Consider the following 16,178-nt stretch of genomic DNA (forward strand, 5'->3'; position numbering starts at 1 on the left):
GCACCGTGCCGGGCAGCCCCGCCGGGGTCACCCACGCCCGCACCCGCGCCGACGTCCCCGTGACGCCCGCCTCCGCACCGGTCACGACGGGCGGGGCGGCCACCACGAGGACGCGGGAGTGCGTCGCGGTGCGGCCCGCCGCGTCCGTGACGGCCAGCCGGGCGGTCACCGTCCCGGCGGCGTACGTGTGCGCGACGACGCCGGGCTGCCCGGTGCCGCTGCGCGTCGTGCCGTCCCCGAGGTCGAGGGTCCAGCGCGTGACACCGGTGCCGGCCGCCGACCCGCCGCCGGTGCTGCGGGCCAGGTCGAACGTGACGGCCAGCGGCGCCGGACCGACGGCGACCGACACGCGGAGGTCCGCGACGGGGGCGGCGTACGCCCCGGGACCCGCGACCGCCGCCGCGTAGGCCGAGCGCGCCGGGGCGTCGGCCGCCACGGCCCACGCGCAGGTCCCGGTGCCCTCGAACGACGACGCGACGTCCAGCCCCGGCCACGACCCGAGCCAGTCGACCGCGTCCGTCAGCCACGCCGCGCGCCGGTCCGGGTCGGCGGGATCGGCGGCGGTCCCGAACTCGGCCAGCACGGCGGGCTTCCCCCGCGCCTCCGCCCACCGCCGGAACGGCCCGGCGACCTCGGCCAGCGACCGCCACGCCACCGGCTTCCCCGGCGCGCAGCCGAACCAGTTGTAGGCGTCCAGGCCGACCCGGTCCACGACGTCGTCCCCCGGGTAGAACGCCTGCGCACCCGCCGTCGACGGCGCCGACCCGAAGCTCGCCGGCGTCACGACCCACGTCCACCGCACGTCCCGCACCCCCGCGTCCCGGAACACCTGCACGTAGTGCCGCCACGCCGCGCGGAACTCCGCCGGCGTCCCCCAGCCCTGCGCGATGTCGGCCTCGTGGTGCAGCGTCAGGTACACCGGCACCCCCAGCGCCGCGACACCCGCGGCCTGCCGGCGGATGTCGGCGTCCACCTCCCCCGACGCGATCGCCGCCCAGGGGACGACCGACCCGTCCAGCCGCCGCGGCCAGATCGACAGCAGCGGCGTGCGGCCCCGGGCGACCGAGTCCACCACCGGGCTCGCCGGCTGGGCGTCGTCCCAGCGGCTGTACCAGCGGTGCACGTCCAGGCGGCGGCCGAGGACGTCCTCGAACCCGGCGACGGCCGCCGCCGTGTCCGGTGCGGCGCCGCGGTCGACGTGCGCGCCGAGGCGGAAGCCGGTGGCGGTGGCGGCGGTGGCGGTGGTCGCCGCGGTGGAGGCGGCAGCCGGCGCCGCGGTCGGCCCCGCGGTCGACGCGGCGGCCGGGGCGAGGGCGGCGGCGGACGGGGCGGCGAGCGCCAGCGTGGCCGCCAGCGCGGCGGCGAGCGCGGCGCCCCTGCGGGCGCGGGTCGGTGCGGACATGCGGATCCCCCTGCGTGCGGGCGCGCGCGGGCGCCCGGTGGTGCTGCGGTGACCGGCGGCGCCGGCGGCGGGCCGGTGGCGCGCGGGGCGGCGTCGCCCGCGCGGGACTGCCGCGACGGGTCGCGGCGCGCGGTGGTGCGGGGTGCGGGATGGTGCCGGTGGAGCGGTCGGCGCCGGGGCGTCCCGTGCGCCTGCTGCCGCGGTCTCGTCACGCGGCGTCGCCCGGACTCCGGGCGGGACGGCGGGCCGGGCCCGCACGTCCACCATCGACAACGCGCGCCGGCCCCTGAGCCCTCCGGCACGGCGTGTGCACCCGCTCACACCCGCCGCCCGGCAGTTCCGCCCCGGCCCGCAGGCGACGAGGGGGTAACCGGCACGTCGAGCGAGTACCCGCCGGCTACTCGCTCGACGCGTCGGTTACCCGCTCGCCGAAAGGGCCGAGCCGAGCGCCGCCCGGACCGCGCCCGTCGGCGCTCGGCGCGCGGGCGCGGGCGAGCGCACCGATACTCGGCCGGGTGACCACCGAGACCACGACCGACCGCTCCCCCGGCCTCCGCCGGGCCGTGACCGGGCCGCTGCTGTTCCTGTTCATCCTGGGCGACGTCCTCGGCGCCGGCGTGTACGCCCTGGTGGGCGAGCTGGGTGCGGAGGCGGGCGGCGCGATCTGGCTGCCGCTGCTGGTCGCGCTGGGCATGGCGCTGCTCACCGCGGCGTCGTACGCGGAGCTGGTCACGAAGTACCCGAAGGCGGGCGGCTCGGCGGTGTTCGCGCAGCGCGCGTTCGGCAGCCCGCTGGTGTCGTTCCTCGTCGGGTTCTGCATGCTGGCGGCGGGCGTGACGTCGGCGGCGGGGCTGGCCCTGGCGTTCGGCGGCGACTACCTGTCCGTGTTCCTGGACGTGCCGCCGGTGCCCACGGCGATCGTGTTCCTGGCCGCGGTGGCGGCGCTGAACATGCGCGGGATCAAGGAGTCGCTGCGCGCGAACGTGGTCATGACCGCGATCGAGCTGTCCGGCCTGGTGCTGGTCGTGATCCTCGGGGCCGTCGTCCTGGGTCGTGGGGACGGCGACCCGGGCCGGGTGCTGGAGCTGCCTGCCGAGACGTCGTGGGCGGCCGCGGTCCTGGGCGGCGCGCTGATCGCGTTCTACTCGTTCGTCGGGTTCGAGACGTCGGCGAACCTCGCCGAGGAGGTCACCGACGTGCGCCGGGTGTACCCGCGCGCGCTGTTCGGCGCGCTGGTCACGGCGGGCGTGGTGTACCTGCTGGTCGGGCTGGTCGCGCCGGCCGTCGTCGCCCCGGAGGACCTCGCGGCGTCGAGCGGCCCGCTGCTCGAGGTGGTCCGCGCGGCCGGCGGGGTCCCGCTGGAGATCTTCTCCGCGGTGGCGCTGGTCGCGGTGGCGAACGGTGCGCTGCTCACGATGATCATGGCGAGCCGGCTCACCTACGGCATGGCGCGGGAGGGCCTGCTGCCCCCGGTGCTCGGCCGCGTGCTGCCGAACCGCCGCACCCCGTGGGTCGCCATCGTCGTGACGACGGCCGTCGCGATGGTCCTCGCCGCGACCGGCGAGCTCGTCGACCTGGCGTCGACGGTCGTCCTGCTGCTGCTGTTCGTCTTCCTCAGCACGAACGTCGCGGTGCTGGTGCTGCGCCGGGACCGGGTGGAGCACGAGCACTTCCGCGCGTGGACCGCGCTGCCGGTGCTGGCGATCGTCACCTGCCTGGTGCTGCTGACCCAGCAGGAGGCGCGGCACTGGGCGCTGGCCGGGGTGCTGCTCGCCGTCGGCCTGGTGCTGCACCTGGTGACGCGCCGGTCGAGCCGCCGCGCCGTCGAGGGCGCACCGGCCCGCTGACCAGCACCGGCACACTGCGCCGCCGGGCCCGGGACGATGGTCCCGGCGGCGCGGAATAGATCCGAGCGCGGCCTCGTTGGGGCGCAAGTACATGCAAACGCATCGACTTGAGGAGCGCGAGATGCAGTTCGGAGTCTTCACGGTCAGCGACATCACGCCTGACCCCCACACGGGCCGCGCGCCCGACGACACCGAGCGCGTCCGGTCGATCCTCGCGATCGCCGAGCACGCGGAGGAGGTCGGCCTCGACGTCTTCGCGACCGGCGAGCACCACAACCCGCCGTTCGTCGCGTCGTCCCCGACCACGATGCTCGGCTACCTGGCCGGCCGCACGAAGAACATCGTGCTGTCGACGGCCACCACGCTGATCACCACGAACGACCCGGTCCGGCTGGCCGAGGAGTACGCGATGCTCCAGGTCATCTCCGACGGCCGGATGGACCTCATGATGGGCCGCGGCAACACCGGCCCGGTCTACCCGTGGTTCGGCCAGGACATCCGCCAGGGCATCCCGCTGGCGATCGAGAACTACGCCCTGCTGCGCCGCCTCTGGGAGGAGGAGGTCGTCGACTGGGAGGGCAAGTTCCGCACCCCGCTGCAGGGCTTCACCTCGACCCCCCGGCCGCTGGACGGCGTCCCGCCGTTCGTGTGGCACGGCTCGATCCGGAGCCCCGAGATCGCCGAGCAGGCCTCGTACTACGGCGACGGCTTCTTCCACAACAACATCTTCTGGCCGATGAGCCACACCAAGCAGATGGTGCAGTTCTACCGGCAGCGGTTCGAGCACTACGGCCACGGCCGGGCGGACCAGGCGATCGTCGGCCTCGGCGGCCAGGTGTTCATGCGGAAGAACTCGCAGGACGCGGTGGACGAGTTCCGGCCGTACTTCGACAACGCGCCGGTCTACGGCCACGGCCCGTCGCTCGAGGACTTCTCGGCGCAGACGCCGCTCACCGTCGGCTCGCCGCAGCAGGTCATCGACCGGTACGCCGCCATGCGGCACGAGGTCGGCCACTACCAGCGCCAGCTGTTCCTCATCGACCACGCGGGCCTGCCGCTCAAGACCGTGTTCGAGCAGCTCGACATCCTGGGCGGCGAGGTCGTCCCGGTGCTCCGCAAGGAGATGGAGTCCGACCGCCCCGCCGACGTGCCGTCCGGCCCGCCGACGCACGCGGAGCGCGTCGCGAAGGCCCGCGCCGCCGGCCAGGTGCACGAGCAGACCGTCGCCGCCGCCGACCACTGGACCGGCAGGACCGCCGAGGACGACGCCGCGGCCGCCGACGCCGTGACCGCCCGCCAGGGCGCGGCCTTCGGTCTCTGACCCCGGAACAACCCCGCCGGGCGGGAGGTTCTGCCGGACACGCCACCCGCGCGTCCGGGCCTCCCGCCCGACGCGGCACCCCGCACGACCCGCAGCACCCCGCAGCACCCGCAGCAGGACCCCGAAGGAGCACCTCCCATGACCGAGCGCAGGATCGTCGCGCTGTCGGCCGGCCTCGGCCAGCCGTCCTCCACCCGTCTGCTCGCCGACCGCCTCGCCGAGGCGACCGCGACCGAGCTCGCCGACCGCGGGCAGCGCCCGGAGGTCCGCGTCGTCGAGCTGCGCGACTACGCGCACGACATCGTGAACGCGATGCTCACCGGCGTCCCGAGCCCGGCGCTCGCCGAGGTGATCGAGGCCGTGACCGGCGCGGACGCGCTCATCGCCGTGACCCCGCTGTTCACCACGACGTACTCGGGCCTGTTCAAGTCGTTCGTCGACATCCTCGACAAGGACTCGCTCATCGGGCTGCCCGTGCTGCTCGGCGCGACCGGCGGCACCGCCCGGCACTCGCTGGCCATCGAGTACTCGATGCGCCCGCTGTTCACCTACCTGCGGGCCGACGTCGCGACGACGTCCGTGTTCGCGGCGACCGACGACTGGGCGACCGGCGCCACCGCCGACGAGCCCAGCCCGCTGCCCGCCCGCATCCGCCGGGCCGGCGCCGAGCTCGCCGCCACCGTCGCCGCCCGCGGGTCGCGCGGCCCGCAGGACCCGTTCGCCGGCGCCCCGTCGTTCGCGGACCTGCTCGGCGGCTGACCGCCCGCCCGTCAGTCGCGGGCCAGCAGCACCACGGTCGCGTCGTCGTCCGACGCCGGGTCCCGCAGGCGCGCCACGAGCGCGTCCAGGTCCCCCGGCGCCGGGCGGCCGACCGCCCGGACCGTCCGGTCCAGCGTGACCCGCAGCGACTCCCGCCGCCGCTCGATGATCCCGTCGGTGAGCAGCAGCAGCGCGTCGCCGCTCTCCAGCCGGGTCCGGCCCGCGTCGGGCTCCCCGAGCAGCAGCCCGATCAGCGGCGAGCCGAGCACGGGCTCCCACGCGGCGGTGCCGTCCGCGCGCACGACCAGCGGCGGCAGGTGCCCGGCACCGGCGTACTCCACCTCGCCGGTCGCCGGGTCGAGCAGCGCCACGGCCATGGTCGCCATCTGCCCCGGCAGGGTCCACCGCGCGAGCGCGGCGACCCGGGACAGCACGACGGCGGGCGGCGCCGCGTCCAGCAGGTAGGCGCGGGTGGCGTTGCGCAGCTGCCCCATCGCGGCGGCGGTCGCGAGGCCGTGCCCCGTGACGTCGCCGATGGTGAGGGCGAGCCGGCCGTTGGCCAGCCGCAGCACGTCGTACCAGTCGCCGCCGACCTGGCCGGTGCCGGCCGGCTCGTAGCGCGCGTCCAGCGACCAGCCGGGCACGAACGGCAACGACGTGGGCAGCAGCGTCCGCTGGATGGCGCGCGCGGCGTTCACCTCCGCCCGCCCGCGCCGGAACAGCGCCTCGACGAGGTACGTCCGCAGGTCGGCCGCGTTCTGCACGTGCTGCTCGTCCCACGGCAGCGACCGGCCGCGGACCTGCTCGCGCCACAGGTCGAACGACTGCCGCGGGCCCAGCCGCACGCCGTCGCCGTCCGGCACCTCGATCATCTTGTGGTGCGGGTCCCCGCCCCAGTCGACGGTGCGGACCACCTCGCCGCGCAGCCACACGACCGTGCCGCCGTCGGGCAGGGACAGCGCGACCGCGCCGGCGATCCCGGGCACGTCGGGCGCGTCGGGCTCCTCCGCGAGCCGGTCGGTGGCCAGCAGCTCGTCCACCGTCGACGCCCAGCCGGCGATGCCCCGGCACGACGCGGCGTCCGGCACCTCGCCGCGGGTCAGCACGTCGGTGCCCACGCTCACCACCACGCCGTCGGCGGGGACGAGCGTGAGCAGGTCGTCGGTCCGGGTGAGCGCCTGCGCGAGCCGGACCTCCTCGTCGCGGCTGGCGGCGACGAGGCGGGCGAGCACGCCGGACGCCCGGCGGGTCTCCGCGAGCGCGTCCTCCTCGACCTGGGCGACCAGGCGGGCGGACAGCGCGACGCCCAGGAACTCCGCCGCGGCGCGGACGCCGTACGACGGCGCGTGCGGGCCGGAGTAGTGGTGGCACGCCACCATGCCCCAGAGCCTGCCGTCGCGGAGCAGGGAGATCGACATCGAGGCCCGCACGCCCATGTTGCGCAGGTACTCGCAGTGCACCGGGGAGACGGAGCGCAGCGTCGCGTACGTCAGGTCCAGCGGCCGGCCGCGCAGCGGGTCGAGGGTCGGGACCACCGGGACCGGCGTGTAGTCGACGTCGGAGATGAGCCGGATCCAGCTCTTCTCGTACATCGCCCGCGCCTGCGCCGGGATGTCGGACGCCGGGTAGTGCAGCCCGAGGAACGGCTCCAGGTCGCGCCGCCGCGCCTCGGCGACGACCTCGCCGTTGTACTCGGCGTCGAACCGGTAGATCATCACGCGGTCGAAGCCGGTCAGCCGCCGCACGTGCCGGGCCGCGATGTCGTAGAGCCCGGTCAGCTCGCCGGCGCGGTTCAGGTCGGCGATCGCGTCGCGGACGCTCTCGTAGGTCGTGCCGTAGGTCAGCGGGCGGGGGCCGTCGGCCGGCTCGAGCTCGACGACGAACACCGGACCGGGGTCGGCGAGCGTCGCCGGCGGCGGGCGGTGCACGACGACGTCGAGCTGCACCGTGCCGTCGGCGGTCGCGATCTCGACCAGCCCGGGGTTGCGGGTGCGGTGGTCCGGCACGGCGGCGAGCTGCTCCAGCACCACGCGGGCGGCCGGCACCCCCAGCACGTCGCCGAGCGGCGCGCCGAGCACCGCCTCGACCGGCCGGCCGAGCACCGTCGCCACGTTCTCCGAGGCCTGCAGGACCAGGGCGCCGTCGTCCTGGACCACCAGCAGCACGCCCCGCGGCTGCACCGACCCGGGGATGTGGATCGGCTCGCGCGCGCAGTTGTCGAGGTCGATCGGCTCACCGGGCGCCACGAAGGTCTCGCTCAACGCCGTGTCCTTCCGGTCGGAGGACCCGACCGGGAGGGCCGAGCGGGCCACGCGCGGCGACGCGATCCCCGGCGACCCTCGCAAACCGGGGGGCGTCCTGGCAACTGGGTCAGGCGGCCCAGAGGGCGGTGAGGCCGAGCCCGGCGGCCGCCGCCGCGACCGCGAGCACCGCCGTGCCCAGGAGGTTGGTCAGCGCCCGTGCGCGCTCCCCGGCCTGCGCGAGCCGGACGGTCTCGACGGCAGCCGCCGAGAACGTCGTGTACCCGCCGCAGAACCCGGTCGCGAGCAGCAGCTGCCAGGTCGCCGGCAGACCCAGGTACAGCTGGGCGCCCGCCACCAGCCCGATGAGCAGCGAGCCGGTCACGTTGATCGCGATGGTGGCCACGGGCAGCACCGTGCGCCCCCGCGCGCGGATGGTCCCGTCCACCCAGAACCGGGTCGCGGCACCCAGGCCGCCCAGGACCGCGACGAGCAGCGCGTCGGTCACCGCGCACCGCCGGCGGCGCTCCGGCGCCCGGCGAGCGCCGCCACCAGCGCGACCCCGCCCGCGGCGCACAGCACCCCCGCCACCAGGGACACCGCGACGTAGCCCAGCGCGGTCCCGACGGCCCCGGACGCGAGCAGCCGCTCGGTCTCCAGCGCCAGCGAGCTGAACGTCGTGTACCCGCCCAGGACGCCGGTGCCGAGCGCGAGCCGCACCCGCTGCACGCCCGGGGTCTCCGGCCCGCGGCGGCCGAGGACCTCCAGCAGCGCGCCGAGCAGGAACGCCCCGGTGAGGTTCGCGGTCAGCGTCCCGACCGGCCAGCCGTCCTGCGGGGGCAGCGCGTGCGCCAGCCCGTACCGGCCGAGGGACCCGACGGCGCCGCCGACCGCGACGAGGAGCGCGAGACCCGCGCGGTGGTGCGCCGGGCGCGGGGCGGTCCGGGGTGCGGCGGGCGTGCTCGTGGGGACCTCCGGGGGGTGACGGCGGTGCGGCTGCGGGCCGTCGCTCATCCTGCCGCACGGGGCGGGCGGCCGGTGCGGTACGCGAGCGCCGCCAGCACCCGGGGGCTGACGTCCGGGCCCGTCGCGCCGAGCGCCCGGTAGACCACCGCCAGGTGGTTCTCCACCGACCGCGGGGACAGCCCGAGCGCGCGGGCGACCGCCCGGTTCGACAGCCCCTGCGCCACCAGGGCGAGCACGGCCCCCTGGGCCGGCGTCAGCCCGGCGAGCCCCGGCGGCGGCGCCGCGTCCCCGCGGCCCACCACCGCGTGCCCGTCGGCGGCCGCGACCACCGCGCGGGCGAGCGCCCCGGGGTCCGGGCACGTCCGCCGGGACACGTGGCTCCACGGGCGCGGGGCGCGGTCCCGCAGGGCCAGCACCACGTCGGAGGCGTCCCCGCCCGACAGCAGCAGCACCGCCAGGTCGTGGTCGCGCTCCTGGAGCCGGAGCCCGACCTCCACGCCCGTGCCGTCCGCGAGCGCGTCCTCGACGACCACGACGTCGACCGTGCGCGCCTCGACGCGGTCGAGCGCCTCCCGCCGGCCCGCCAGCCGGTGCACGACCGCGAGCCGCGGGTCGTCCTCGAGGCCCTGCGCCAGCGCGGCGCGCGACAGCGCCTCGTCCACGACGAGGGCCACCCGCACCACGCGCCCGACCACGGGGGCACGGTACGCCGAGCGGGGTGCCGCGGTGCCCGACCGGCGGACCACCCGCCGGTGACTAGGGTGGTGGCACCGGGCGGACCAGCGAGGACCCCCGAGCCGCCGCGAGGACGCGGGCCGGGCTCCGGGTCGTGACGAGGAGGGCACCGTGACCGACGCCGAGGAGCCGAGGCGCAGCCTGTTCGACCGGCTGGCGGAGCCGCTGGCCGAGAAGACCCGCGAGCGGATCGAGCAGGTCGAGGACCGGGTGCGGCGCTCGGTCCAGGGGGAGATCGACGCGGTGACCCGCTCGGTGCGGGCGCGCGCCGTGGAGGTCCGGCCGAGCGCGATCGGGTTCGCCGCGGCGCTGCTGCTCACCGTGTTCGGGCTGGCGCTGCTGGTGACGGCGGCGGTCGTCGGGCTCGCGCACGTGGTCGAGCTCTGGCTGGCCGCGCTGATCGTCGGCGTGCTGCTCATCGGCGCCGCCGCGGGGCTCGCGGCGTGGGCCCGCAGCCGGCTCCCCGAGCGGGTCCGGTCGACGCCCCCGCCGGCCGGGCCGGCCGCCGAACCCGAGCTCGTCCACCCCTGGGCCGACTGAGCCGCACCACCGCACGGGGCACGCCCGGCCCGTCCCACCTGCGCAGATCACGCGGACGGGCCAGACTGGGGCAGAACGCCTCCCGTCCACGAAGGAGCACCGGATGACGACGACATCGGGCAGCGGGTCCGGCCCGGACCAGCAGTCGATCGGCCAGCTCATCAGCCGGCTCAGCGAGCAGGCCGCCCGGCTGGTGCGCGCGGAGATCGACCTGGCCAAGGCCGAGCTCGCGCAGAAGGCCAAGGCCGCGGGCATCGGGATCGGGCTGCTCGCCGGCGCCGCGTTCTTCGGGTTCTTCACGTTCGCGGTGCTCGTCACCACGGTGATCCTCGCCATCAGCGAGGGCCTCGCGCCCTGGCTCGCGGCGCTCATCGTGCTGGTGGCGCTCGCGATCATCACCGGCGTGCTCGCGCTCGTCGGCGTGAAGAGCCTGCAGAAGGGCACCCCGCCGACGCCCGAGAAGGCCGTCGAGGGCCTCAAGCAGGACGCCGCGACCGTCCAGAAGTCCGTCAAGGAGGGCCTGAGCCGATGAGCGACTCCCCCACGCCGAAGCCCACGATCACCGCGCTCGAGGCGGAGGTGCTGCTGACCCGCGCGGAGCTGGCCGGCACCGCCGACGCGCTCGCCGAGCGGCTCAGCCCGAAGCGGCAGGTCGCGGACGCACGGGCCGCGGCGGAGAAGCTCTGGCGCGACGCCGTCGGCACCGACCCGGCCGCCGACCCCGCGAACAAGAACCGGGCACGGGGCATCCTCGCCGGCGCCGTGGGCGCCCTGGCGCTCGTGGTGGTGCTCGCCGTCCGGCGCTGACCTCACCGCACGAGGCGCGCGCCCGGGATCAGGCGCGCGCCTCGTGCGCGAGCAGCAGGCGCTTCGTGTCCAGCCCGTAGTAGTAGCCGCCGAGGGTGCCGCCGCTGCGCAGCACCCGGTGGCAGGGCACGAACGGCGCGACCAGGTTCCGCGCGCACGCGGACCCGGCGGCCCGCACCGCGGTCGGGCTGCCCGCCGCGGCGGCGAGCTCGGCGTACGTCGCCGTCGACCCCGGGGCGATCGCGCGCATCGCCGCCCAGGCCCGCTGCTGGAACGGGCCGCCGGGCTGCGCGACGGGCACCGCGTCCAGGGCACCCGCCTCGCCGTCGAGGTACCGGGCCGCCGCGTCGGCGACGAGTGCCGGACCCGCGCCCCGCGCGGCCAGGCCCTCCGGGTCGAGCAGCTCGTGCCCGCGCGCCGCGAGGTCGAGCGGGAGGCGCGCGGCCATCGCCGCCACCGGGCCGAAGCCCGCGGCGCGCACGACGCCGTCCTCGGTCAGCAGCACCGCCAGGCCGCCGGCGGGCGACGGCAGCACGGCGGCGAGCAGCGGCGCGGCCGGGTCGGCCGCCGGCGGTGCGGGCGGCGCCGGGGGCGCGGCGGGCGCGGGCGGCGCCACGGACCCAGCGATCGCGGGTGCGGCCGGCACGGCGGGCGCACGCGGTGGCACGACGGCGGCGGTGGTGGTCTCGGTCATGGCACCATCCTGCGCCCTGGGCCGCACCGGGTACCGGCGGTGATCGGACATCGCGGCGCGGGCGCGCCCGGGGTGGCGGGCGGACGTCGGTCGGCGTGCCGGACCGTCGTCGTGTGTGCGCAGGGCGACCCGTCGGGCGGCGTCAGGCGCACTGCCGGCCCGTCAGGCCGGCTGCGAGTCGGCGACCGGGCGGAGCCGGCCCACGGAGCCCGCCGCCGGTCGGGCGGCGGGACCTCCGGGTCGGCTCAGACGTCGTCGCCGCGCTGACCGGGGACGCCGCCGAGCAGCTCGCGCACCTCGGTCTCGCGGTAGCGGCGGTGGCCGCCGAGCGTGCGGATCGACGACAGCTTGCCGGACTTCGCCCAGCGGGTGACCGTCTTCGGGTCGACCCGGAACAGGGTGGCGACCTCCGACGGCGTCAGCAGGATCTCGTTCTCGGTGTGGGGGGCAGTCACGTCAGACCTCCGGGGTGCCCTCGTGGCGACGACCGGTCGGGTGACCCGTCGTCATGACAGACAGGAACATGGCCATCGGCACCGCTGCCCGGACGGAGCCGGGCTCGTACGGCATCGGTGACGTCATCGCGCTCGACCCCCCTTGCGCCCCCAACCGTGACCACGGTGTCACGTGCGAACTCTGGACAACTAGTACCAACGTCCCATTCCGGGACAAGCGGTAACTATGAGGACACTCTAGGTCGAACGCGACATGACTGCGCGCGGTGACCGTCACCCGTCCGAGCGACGGACGAGCGCGCGGGCGTCACGCGTCCGGGTGACCGCCGTGTCATCACCACGGTCGGCGGGGCCCGGACCGGGTCGTTCGTCCCAGTGGGCGCCGCGCCCCCGGGCTCCCCGACGGTCGTCGCGTCACCCATCGTCCCGACACGCCACCCTGTTCGCCAGTGGCGAAGATCACACCCCCTCGGCGGCCGCCGCAGCCAGGGACCGCCGCCCGCGCGGCCGGACCGGACCGTCGGAGCACGTCGCGCGTCGTGGCCGGAGCGCGCCCGCGCCGGCGCACGGAGCCCCCGGGGCGTCGCGGCGGCCACCGGGGCACGCGTCCGCCTCCGGCGAGTGGTCGGAATGCCGGGGGACCATGTACCGTTGCGTCACGAACAGACTATTCAGCATCCCGGGGCCGCACGTGTGAGCACGGAGCCGCCCCGCTTCCACGTTAGAGGGGGTCGATGCCATGGGGCGCGGCCGTCAGAAGGCTAAGCAGACGAAGGTCGCTCGGGAGCTGAAGTACTTCAGCCCGGACACCAACTACCGGGCGCTGGAGCAGGAGCTCACCGGCCACCGGAACGACCTCGTCACCGACAGCCGACAGGACTCCGACGACGAGGGTGACGACTACCCCCCTCGATGGGCGGACGAGCGCTGAATACCCGGGCCGGCAGCCACCCCGCGTGGCACCGGCCCCGCCGCTGACGCGCAGCGGCCACCAGCACGACGCAGCCGGGCCCCTCGGCTCCCGTCCACGACGGACGCCGGGCGGGCCCGGCTCGTGTGCTGCCCACGTCACCCGGCACCGGCCTGGTGCGCTCGCCACGACCTGGCGCCCCCGCACACGGCTCCCGTGCTGCCCGCGCCGCGGCGCCGTCCGCTCACCGCGCTCGTGCTGCCCGCGCTGCGGCGCCGCCGGCTGACGGCGCCCGTGCCGCCTGCGCTCTGCGCCCTGCGGCGCCGTCCGCCGACGGGCTCGTGCCGCCCGCGCCGGGCCGCCCGGCGCCCGGGCTCGTCCCCCGCCGAGCCGCGGCGGGCGACCTTCCGTCAGGCCGTGCGGTACGCGCCGCTGAGCCGGACCGCGCCGCCCTGGACACCCTTGGTGCCGGCGACCAGGTCCGGCCCGCCCTCGGCGTCCGCGGCGGTCAGGTCGCGCACCTCGCCCAGCCGCCAGGCGGTGAGCCCGAGCTCGGTCGCGTGCCGCTCGACCGCCTCCGCGCCGGCCGGGTCGACGATCGCGACCATCCCGACCCCGAGGTTGAGCGTCCGCTCCAGGTCGGTCCACGGCACGGCGCCCGCGGCCTGGACCAGCGAGAACACCGGAGGGAGCGTCCACGACCCGCGCGGCACGTCCGCGACCAGGCCCGCGGGCAGCACGCGCGCGACGTTCGCGGCGAGCCCGCCGCCGGTGACGTGGCTGAACGCGTGCACGGCGCCGCCCGCGCGCTCGACCAGCGCGAGGCAGTCCGCCGCGTAGACCCGGGTCGGCTCCAGCAGCTCCTCGCCGAGCGTACGGCCGAGCTCGGGCACGTGCCGGTCCAGCGACCAGCCGGCGTGCGCGACGACCCGCCGGACCAGCGAGTACCCGTTCGAGTGCAGGCCGCTCGACCCGAGCGCCACCAGCACGTCACCCGCGCGCACCCGCTCCGGGCCCAGCAGCGCGTCGGCCTCGACCACACCGGTCGCGGCGCCCGCGACGTCGTACTCGTCGGGGCCGAGCAGACCCGGGTGCTCGGCGGTCTCGCCGCCGACCAGCGCCGTGCCGGCGACCGAGCAGGCCGCGGCGATGCCCCGCACCACGTCCGCGATCCGCTCCGGGACGACCCGGCCGCACGCGATGTAGTCGGTCATGAACAGCGGCTTCGCGCCCACCACGACGATGTCGTCGACGACCATGCCGACCAGGTCGAACCCGATGGTGTCGTGCACGTCCAGCGCCTGCGCGATCGCGACCTTCGTGCCGACGCCGTCGGTGGACGTCGCGAGCAGCGGGCGGCGGTACCCGACCAGGGCGGAGGCGTCGAACAGCCCGGCGAACCCGCCGACCCCGCCGAGCACCTGCGGGCCGTGCGTGGCGCGCACGGCGTCCTTCATCAGCTCGACGGCCTTGTCGCCCGCCTCGGTGTCGACGCCGGCGGCGGCGTAGGTGATGCCCTCGGTCACGGGTGCTCCAGCGCGTTCGAGCCACCCGTGCCGGGCACGAGGGTGGCGAGTCCGTCCTCCGGGGCGCCGAGCGGCAGCTCGTTCTGCTCCAGCAGGTGCTTGCCGAGCCGGTCCTGGGACGGCAGCTCGATGGGGTACTTCCCGGTGAAGCACGCGGTGCACAGCTGCGCCGCGGGCTGCTCGGTGGCGGCGATCATGCCGTCCATGGAGATGTAGCCGAGCGAGTCGGCGCCCAGCGAGGACCCGATCTCCTCGACGGCGAGACCGTTGGCGATCAGCTCGGCGCGGGAGGCGAAGTCGATGCCGTAGAAGCACGGCCACTTCACCGGCGGGCTGCTGATCCGGACGTGCACCTCGGCGGCGCCGGCCTCGCGGAGCATCCGGATCAGCGCGCGCTGGGTGTTGCCGCGCACGATCGAGTCGTCGACGACGACCAGCCGCTTGCCGCGGATCACCTCGCGCAGCGGGTTGAGCTTCAGCCGGATGCCGAGCTGGCGCAGCGTCTGCGACGGCTGGATGAACGTCCGGCCGACGTACGCGTTCTTGGTCAGGCCCTGCCCGAACGGGATGCCCGACGCCTGCGCGTAGCCGACCGCCGCGGGGGTGCCGGACTCCGGCACCGGGATGACCAGGTCGGCCTCGACCGGGTGCTCCTGCGCCAGCCGGCGGCCCATCTCGACGCGGGCGGCGTGCACGGACCGGCCGGCGATCGTGGTGTCCGGGCGGGCCAGGTAGACGTACTCGAACACGCAGCCCGCGCGCTGCTGCGGCTCGGTGAACCGCTGGGTGCGCAGGCCGTCCGCGTCGATCGCGACGAGCTCGCCCGGCTCGATCTCGCGGACGAACGAGGCGCCCACGATGTCGAGCGCCGGCGTCTCCGAGGCGACGACCCAGCCGCGCTCCAGCCGGCCGAGCACCAGCGGCCGGACGCCCTGCGGGTCGCGCGCGGCGTACAGGGTGTGCTCGTCCATCCACACCAGGCTGAAGGCGCCGCGCAGCCGCGGGAGCACCTCCATGGCGGTGGCCTCGAGCGTGTGGTCCTGGTCCCCCGCGAACAGCGCCGTCACCAGCGCGGTGTCAGTGGTGTTGCCGCGCGCGAGCTCGCCGCGCCGCTGGGCGCCGTACCGCTCCGCGACGAGGTCGACCAGCTCGGCCGTGTTGGTGAGGTTGCCGTTGTGCGCCAGGGCCACCGTGCCGCCGGCGGTCGCGCCGAGCGTCGGCTGCGCGTTCTCCCACGTGCTGCCGCCGGTCGTCGAGTACCGGGCGTGCCCGACCGCGATGTGGCCGTGCAGGGCGTTCAGCGCCGTCTCGTCGAAGACCTGGGAGACGAGGCCCATGTCCTTGTAGACCAGCAGCTGCTCGCCGTTCGACGTCGCGATGCCCGCGGACTCCTGGCCGCGGTGCTGCAGGGCGTAGAGCCCGAAGTAGGTGAGCTTCGCGACCTCCTCGCCGGGAGCCCAGACCCCGAACACGCCGCACGCGTCCTGGGGTCCCTTCTCGTTCGGCAGGAGGTCGTGGTTGAGCTTGCCGTCTCCGCGGGGGGCCACGACTCCATGGTGACACATGCCACGCGCGGAGCCGTCCCCGGTCCGGGACGTCGGTCCCAGGCGCGGGCCGCTCAGCGGCGGCTGCGCCGGTCCGCGACGAGTGCCGCCAGGGCGCCCGCGAAGGCCCCCACGATCGCCCCGATGAACGCCGACACCGCCCGGGCGCCGCCCTGACCACCCAGGAAGCCGATGAACGCCTGCGGGTCCGACTCGGCGAGCCCGCTCGACGACGCCGCCACCTGCGCCACCACGAACCCGACCAGCGCGCCGAGCAGGACTCCGGCGGTGATGAACGCGCCGATCTTCGGGGCGCGGCGGACGCGCGCGGGCTCGGCGACGCGGGCGAGCGTGGCCTCGTCCGGGACCGGCGTGACGGCGGGCTCCGCCGGGGCCGCGGGGTCGGGGGCCGTCTCGGCACCGGGCGCCGGC

General features: G+C 76.4%; 17 protein-coding genes. 7 read left to right on the top strand and 10 right to left on the bottom strand.

What is annotated here, in order from left to right; translation table 11 throughout:
* The coding region (locus tag G6556_RS09315; protein WP_166940661.1) for a PKD domain-containing protein at window positions 1-1,402 on the bottom strand (1,402 nt) is incomplete at its 3' end.
* 515 nt (window positions 1,403-1,917) lie between these two features.
* Between G6556_RS09315 and G6556_RS09320 the strand changes: the two genes are divergently transcribed.
* From G6556_RS09320 to G6556_RS09330, 3 genes are all read left to right on the top strand, one after another.
* Window positions 1,918-3,249 carry an APC family permease gene (locus G6556_RS09320; protein WP_166940663.1) on the top strand — a complete coding sequence of 444 codons (1,332 nt, stop codon included), beginning with the start codon at window positions 1,918-1,920 and terminating at the stop codon, window positions 3,247-3,249.
* A gap of 121 nt (window positions 3,250-3,370) precedes the next feature.
* The gene (locus tag G6556_RS09325; RefSeq protein WP_166940665.1) at window positions 3,371-4,570 is read left to right on the top strand and encodes an LLM class flavin-dependent oxidoreductase; all 1,200 of its coding nucleotides are present in this window, start codon (window positions 3,371-3,373) and stop codon (window positions 4,568-4,570) included.
* A gap of 138 nt (window positions 4,571-4,708) precedes the next feature.
* A complete protein-coding gene (locus G6556_RS09330) occupies window positions 4,709-5,329 on the top strand; it encodes an FMN reductase (RefSeq protein WP_166940667.1) in 621 nt (206 codons plus the stop codon).
* A gap of 11 nt (window positions 5,330-5,340) precedes the next feature.
* Here the strand turns inward: G6556_RS09330 and G6556_RS09335 are convergent, their stop codons facing one another.
* The 4 genes from G6556_RS09335 to G6556_RS09350 all read right to left on the bottom strand — a co-directional run bounded on the left by G6556_RS09335 (window position 5,341) and on the right by G6556_RS09350 (window position 9,230).
* Window positions 5,341-7,590: a SpoIIE family protein phosphatase gene (locus G6556_RS09335; protein WP_166940669.1), complete on the bottom strand. Its 2,250-nt coding sequence runs from the start codon at window positions 7,588-7,590 to the stop codon at window positions 5,341-5,343.
* 109 nt (window positions 7,591-7,699) lie between these two features.
* Window positions 7,700-8,077 carry a fluoride efflux transporter CrcB gene (gene crcB / locus G6556_RS09340; RefSeq protein WP_166940671.1) on the bottom strand — a complete coding sequence of 126 codons (378 nt, stop codon included), beginning with the start codon at window positions 8,075-8,077 and terminating at the stop codon, window positions 7,700-7,702.
* The gene (locus G6556_RS09345; RefSeq protein ID WP_166940673.1) at window positions 8,074-8,583 is read right to left on the bottom strand and encodes a CrcB family protein; all 510 of its coding nucleotides are present in this window, start codon (window positions 8,581-8,583) and stop codon (window positions 8,074-8,076) included. The genes crcB and G6556_RS09345 overlap by 4 nt, the downstream gene beginning before the upstream one ends.
* Entirely contained in the window at window positions 8,580-9,230 is a 651-nt protein-coding gene (locus tag G6556_RS09350) for a response regulator transcription factor (protein ID WP_166940675.1), read from the bottom strand. The genes G6556_RS09345 and G6556_RS09350 overlap by 4 nt, the downstream gene beginning before the upstream one ends.
* Window positions 9,231-9,381: 151 nt before the next feature.
* Between G6556_RS09350 and G6556_RS09355 the strand changes: the two genes are divergently transcribed.
* From G6556_RS09355 to G6556_RS09365, 3 genes are all read left to right on the top strand, one after another.
* Window positions 9,382-9,810: a phage holin family protein gene (locus tag G6556_RS09355; protein ID WP_346774810.1), complete on the top strand. Its 429-nt coding sequence runs from the start codon at window positions 9,382-9,384 to the stop codon at window positions 9,808-9,810.
* A 103-nt stretch (window positions 9,811-9,913) separates the two neighbouring features.
* Window positions 9,914-10,342 carry a phage holin family protein gene (locus G6556_RS09360; RefSeq protein WP_166940677.1) on the top strand — a complete coding sequence of 143 codons (429 nt, stop codon included), beginning with the start codon at window positions 9,914-9,916 and terminating at the stop codon, window positions 10,340-10,342.
* A complete protein-coding gene (locus G6556_RS09365) occupies window positions 10,339-10,617 on the top strand; it encodes a DUF3618 domain-containing protein (RefSeq protein ID WP_166940679.1) in 279 nt (92 codons plus the stop codon). The genes G6556_RS09360 and G6556_RS09365 overlap by 4 nt, the downstream gene beginning before the upstream one ends.
* Window positions 10,618-10,645: 28 nt before the next feature.
* Here the strand turns inward: G6556_RS09365 and G6556_RS19495 are convergent, their stop codons facing one another.
* Window positions 10,646-11,311, bottom strand: a complete 666-nt coding sequence (locus tag G6556_RS19495) for a methylated-DNA--[protein]-cysteine S-methyltransferase (RefSeq protein WP_166940681.1) — start codon at window positions 11,309-11,311, stop codon at window positions 10,646-10,648.
* A 245-nt stretch (window positions 11,312-11,556) separates the two neighbouring features.
* A complete protein-coding gene (locus G6556_RS09375) occupies window positions 11,557-11,766 on the bottom strand; it encodes a BldC family transcriptional regulator (protein ID WP_166940683.1) in 210 nt (69 codons plus the stop codon).
* Between the two features lie 739 nt (window positions 11,767-12,505).
* Between G6556_RS09375 and G6556_RS09380 the strand changes: the two genes are divergently transcribed.
* Window positions 12,506-12,697, top strand: a complete 192-nt coding sequence (locus tag G6556_RS09380; RefSeq protein WP_147794565.1) for a DUF3073 domain-containing protein — start codon at window positions 12,506-12,508, stop codon at window positions 12,695-12,697.
* A gap of 389 nt (window positions 12,698-13,086) precedes the next feature.
* On the opposite strand, the gene purM is transcribed toward G6556_RS09380, so the two are convergent.
* The 3 genes from purM to G6556_RS09395 form a co-directional block, all read right to left on the bottom strand.
* Window positions 13,087-14,202: a phosphoribosylformylglycinamidine cyclo-ligase gene (purM, locus tag G6556_RS09385; protein ID WP_166940685.1), complete on the bottom strand. Its 1,116-nt coding sequence runs from the start codon at window positions 14,200-14,202 to the stop codon at window positions 13,087-13,089.
* Complete coding sequence (gene purF, locus G6556_RS09390) at window positions 14,199-15,749, bottom strand: amidophosphoribosyltransferase (protein ID WP_166940687.1); 1,551 nt, start codon at window positions 15,747-15,749, stop codon at window positions 14,199-14,201. Before purF ends, purM begins: the two co-directional genes overlap by 4 nt.
* 71 nt (window positions 15,750-15,820) lie before the next feature.
* Window positions 15,821-16,178, bottom strand: a 358-nt coding sequence (locus tag G6556_RS09395) for a histidine kinase (RefSeq protein WP_205693251.1), incomplete at its 5' end; no start/stop codon positions are given.

This window comes from Cellulomonas sp. IC4_254, from assembly GCF_011603975.1.
Lineage (GTDB): Bacteria > Actinomycetota > Actinomycetes > Actinomycetales > Cellulomonadaceae > Cellulomonas.

What these genes read in the sequence shown, in the direction of transcription:
- G6556_RS09325 (WP_166940665.1), top strand. Translation starts at nt 3,371, where the DNA reads ATGCAGTTCGGAGTCTTCACGGTCAGCGACATCACGCCTGACCCCCAC.
- G6556_RS09330 (WP_166940667.1), top strand. Translation starts at nt 4,709, where the DNA reads ATGACCGAGCGCAGGATCGTCGCGCTGTCGGCCGGCCTCGGCCAGCCG.
- G6556_RS09345 (WP_166940673.1), bottom strand. Translation starts at nt 8,583, where the DNA reads ATGAGCGACGGCCCGCAGCCGCACCGCCGTCACCCCCCGGAGGTCCCC.
- G6556_RS09360 (WP_166940677.1), top strand. Translation starts at nt 9,914, where the DNA reads ATGACGACGACATCGGGCAGCGGGTCCGGCCCGGACCAGCAGTCGATC.
- G6556_RS09365 (WP_166940679.1), top strand. Translation starts at nt 10,339, where the DNA reads ATGAGCGACTCCCCCACGCCGAAGCCCACGATCACCGCGCTCGAGGCG.
- G6556_RS19495 (WP_166940681.1), bottom strand. Translation starts at nt 11,311, where the DNA reads ATGACCGAGACCACCACCGCCGCCGTCGTGCCACCGCGTGCGCCCGCC.
- G6556_RS09380 (WP_147794565.1), top strand. Translation starts at nt 12,506, where the DNA reads ATGGGGCGCGGCCGTCAGAAGGCTAAGCAGACGAAGGTCGCTCGGGAG.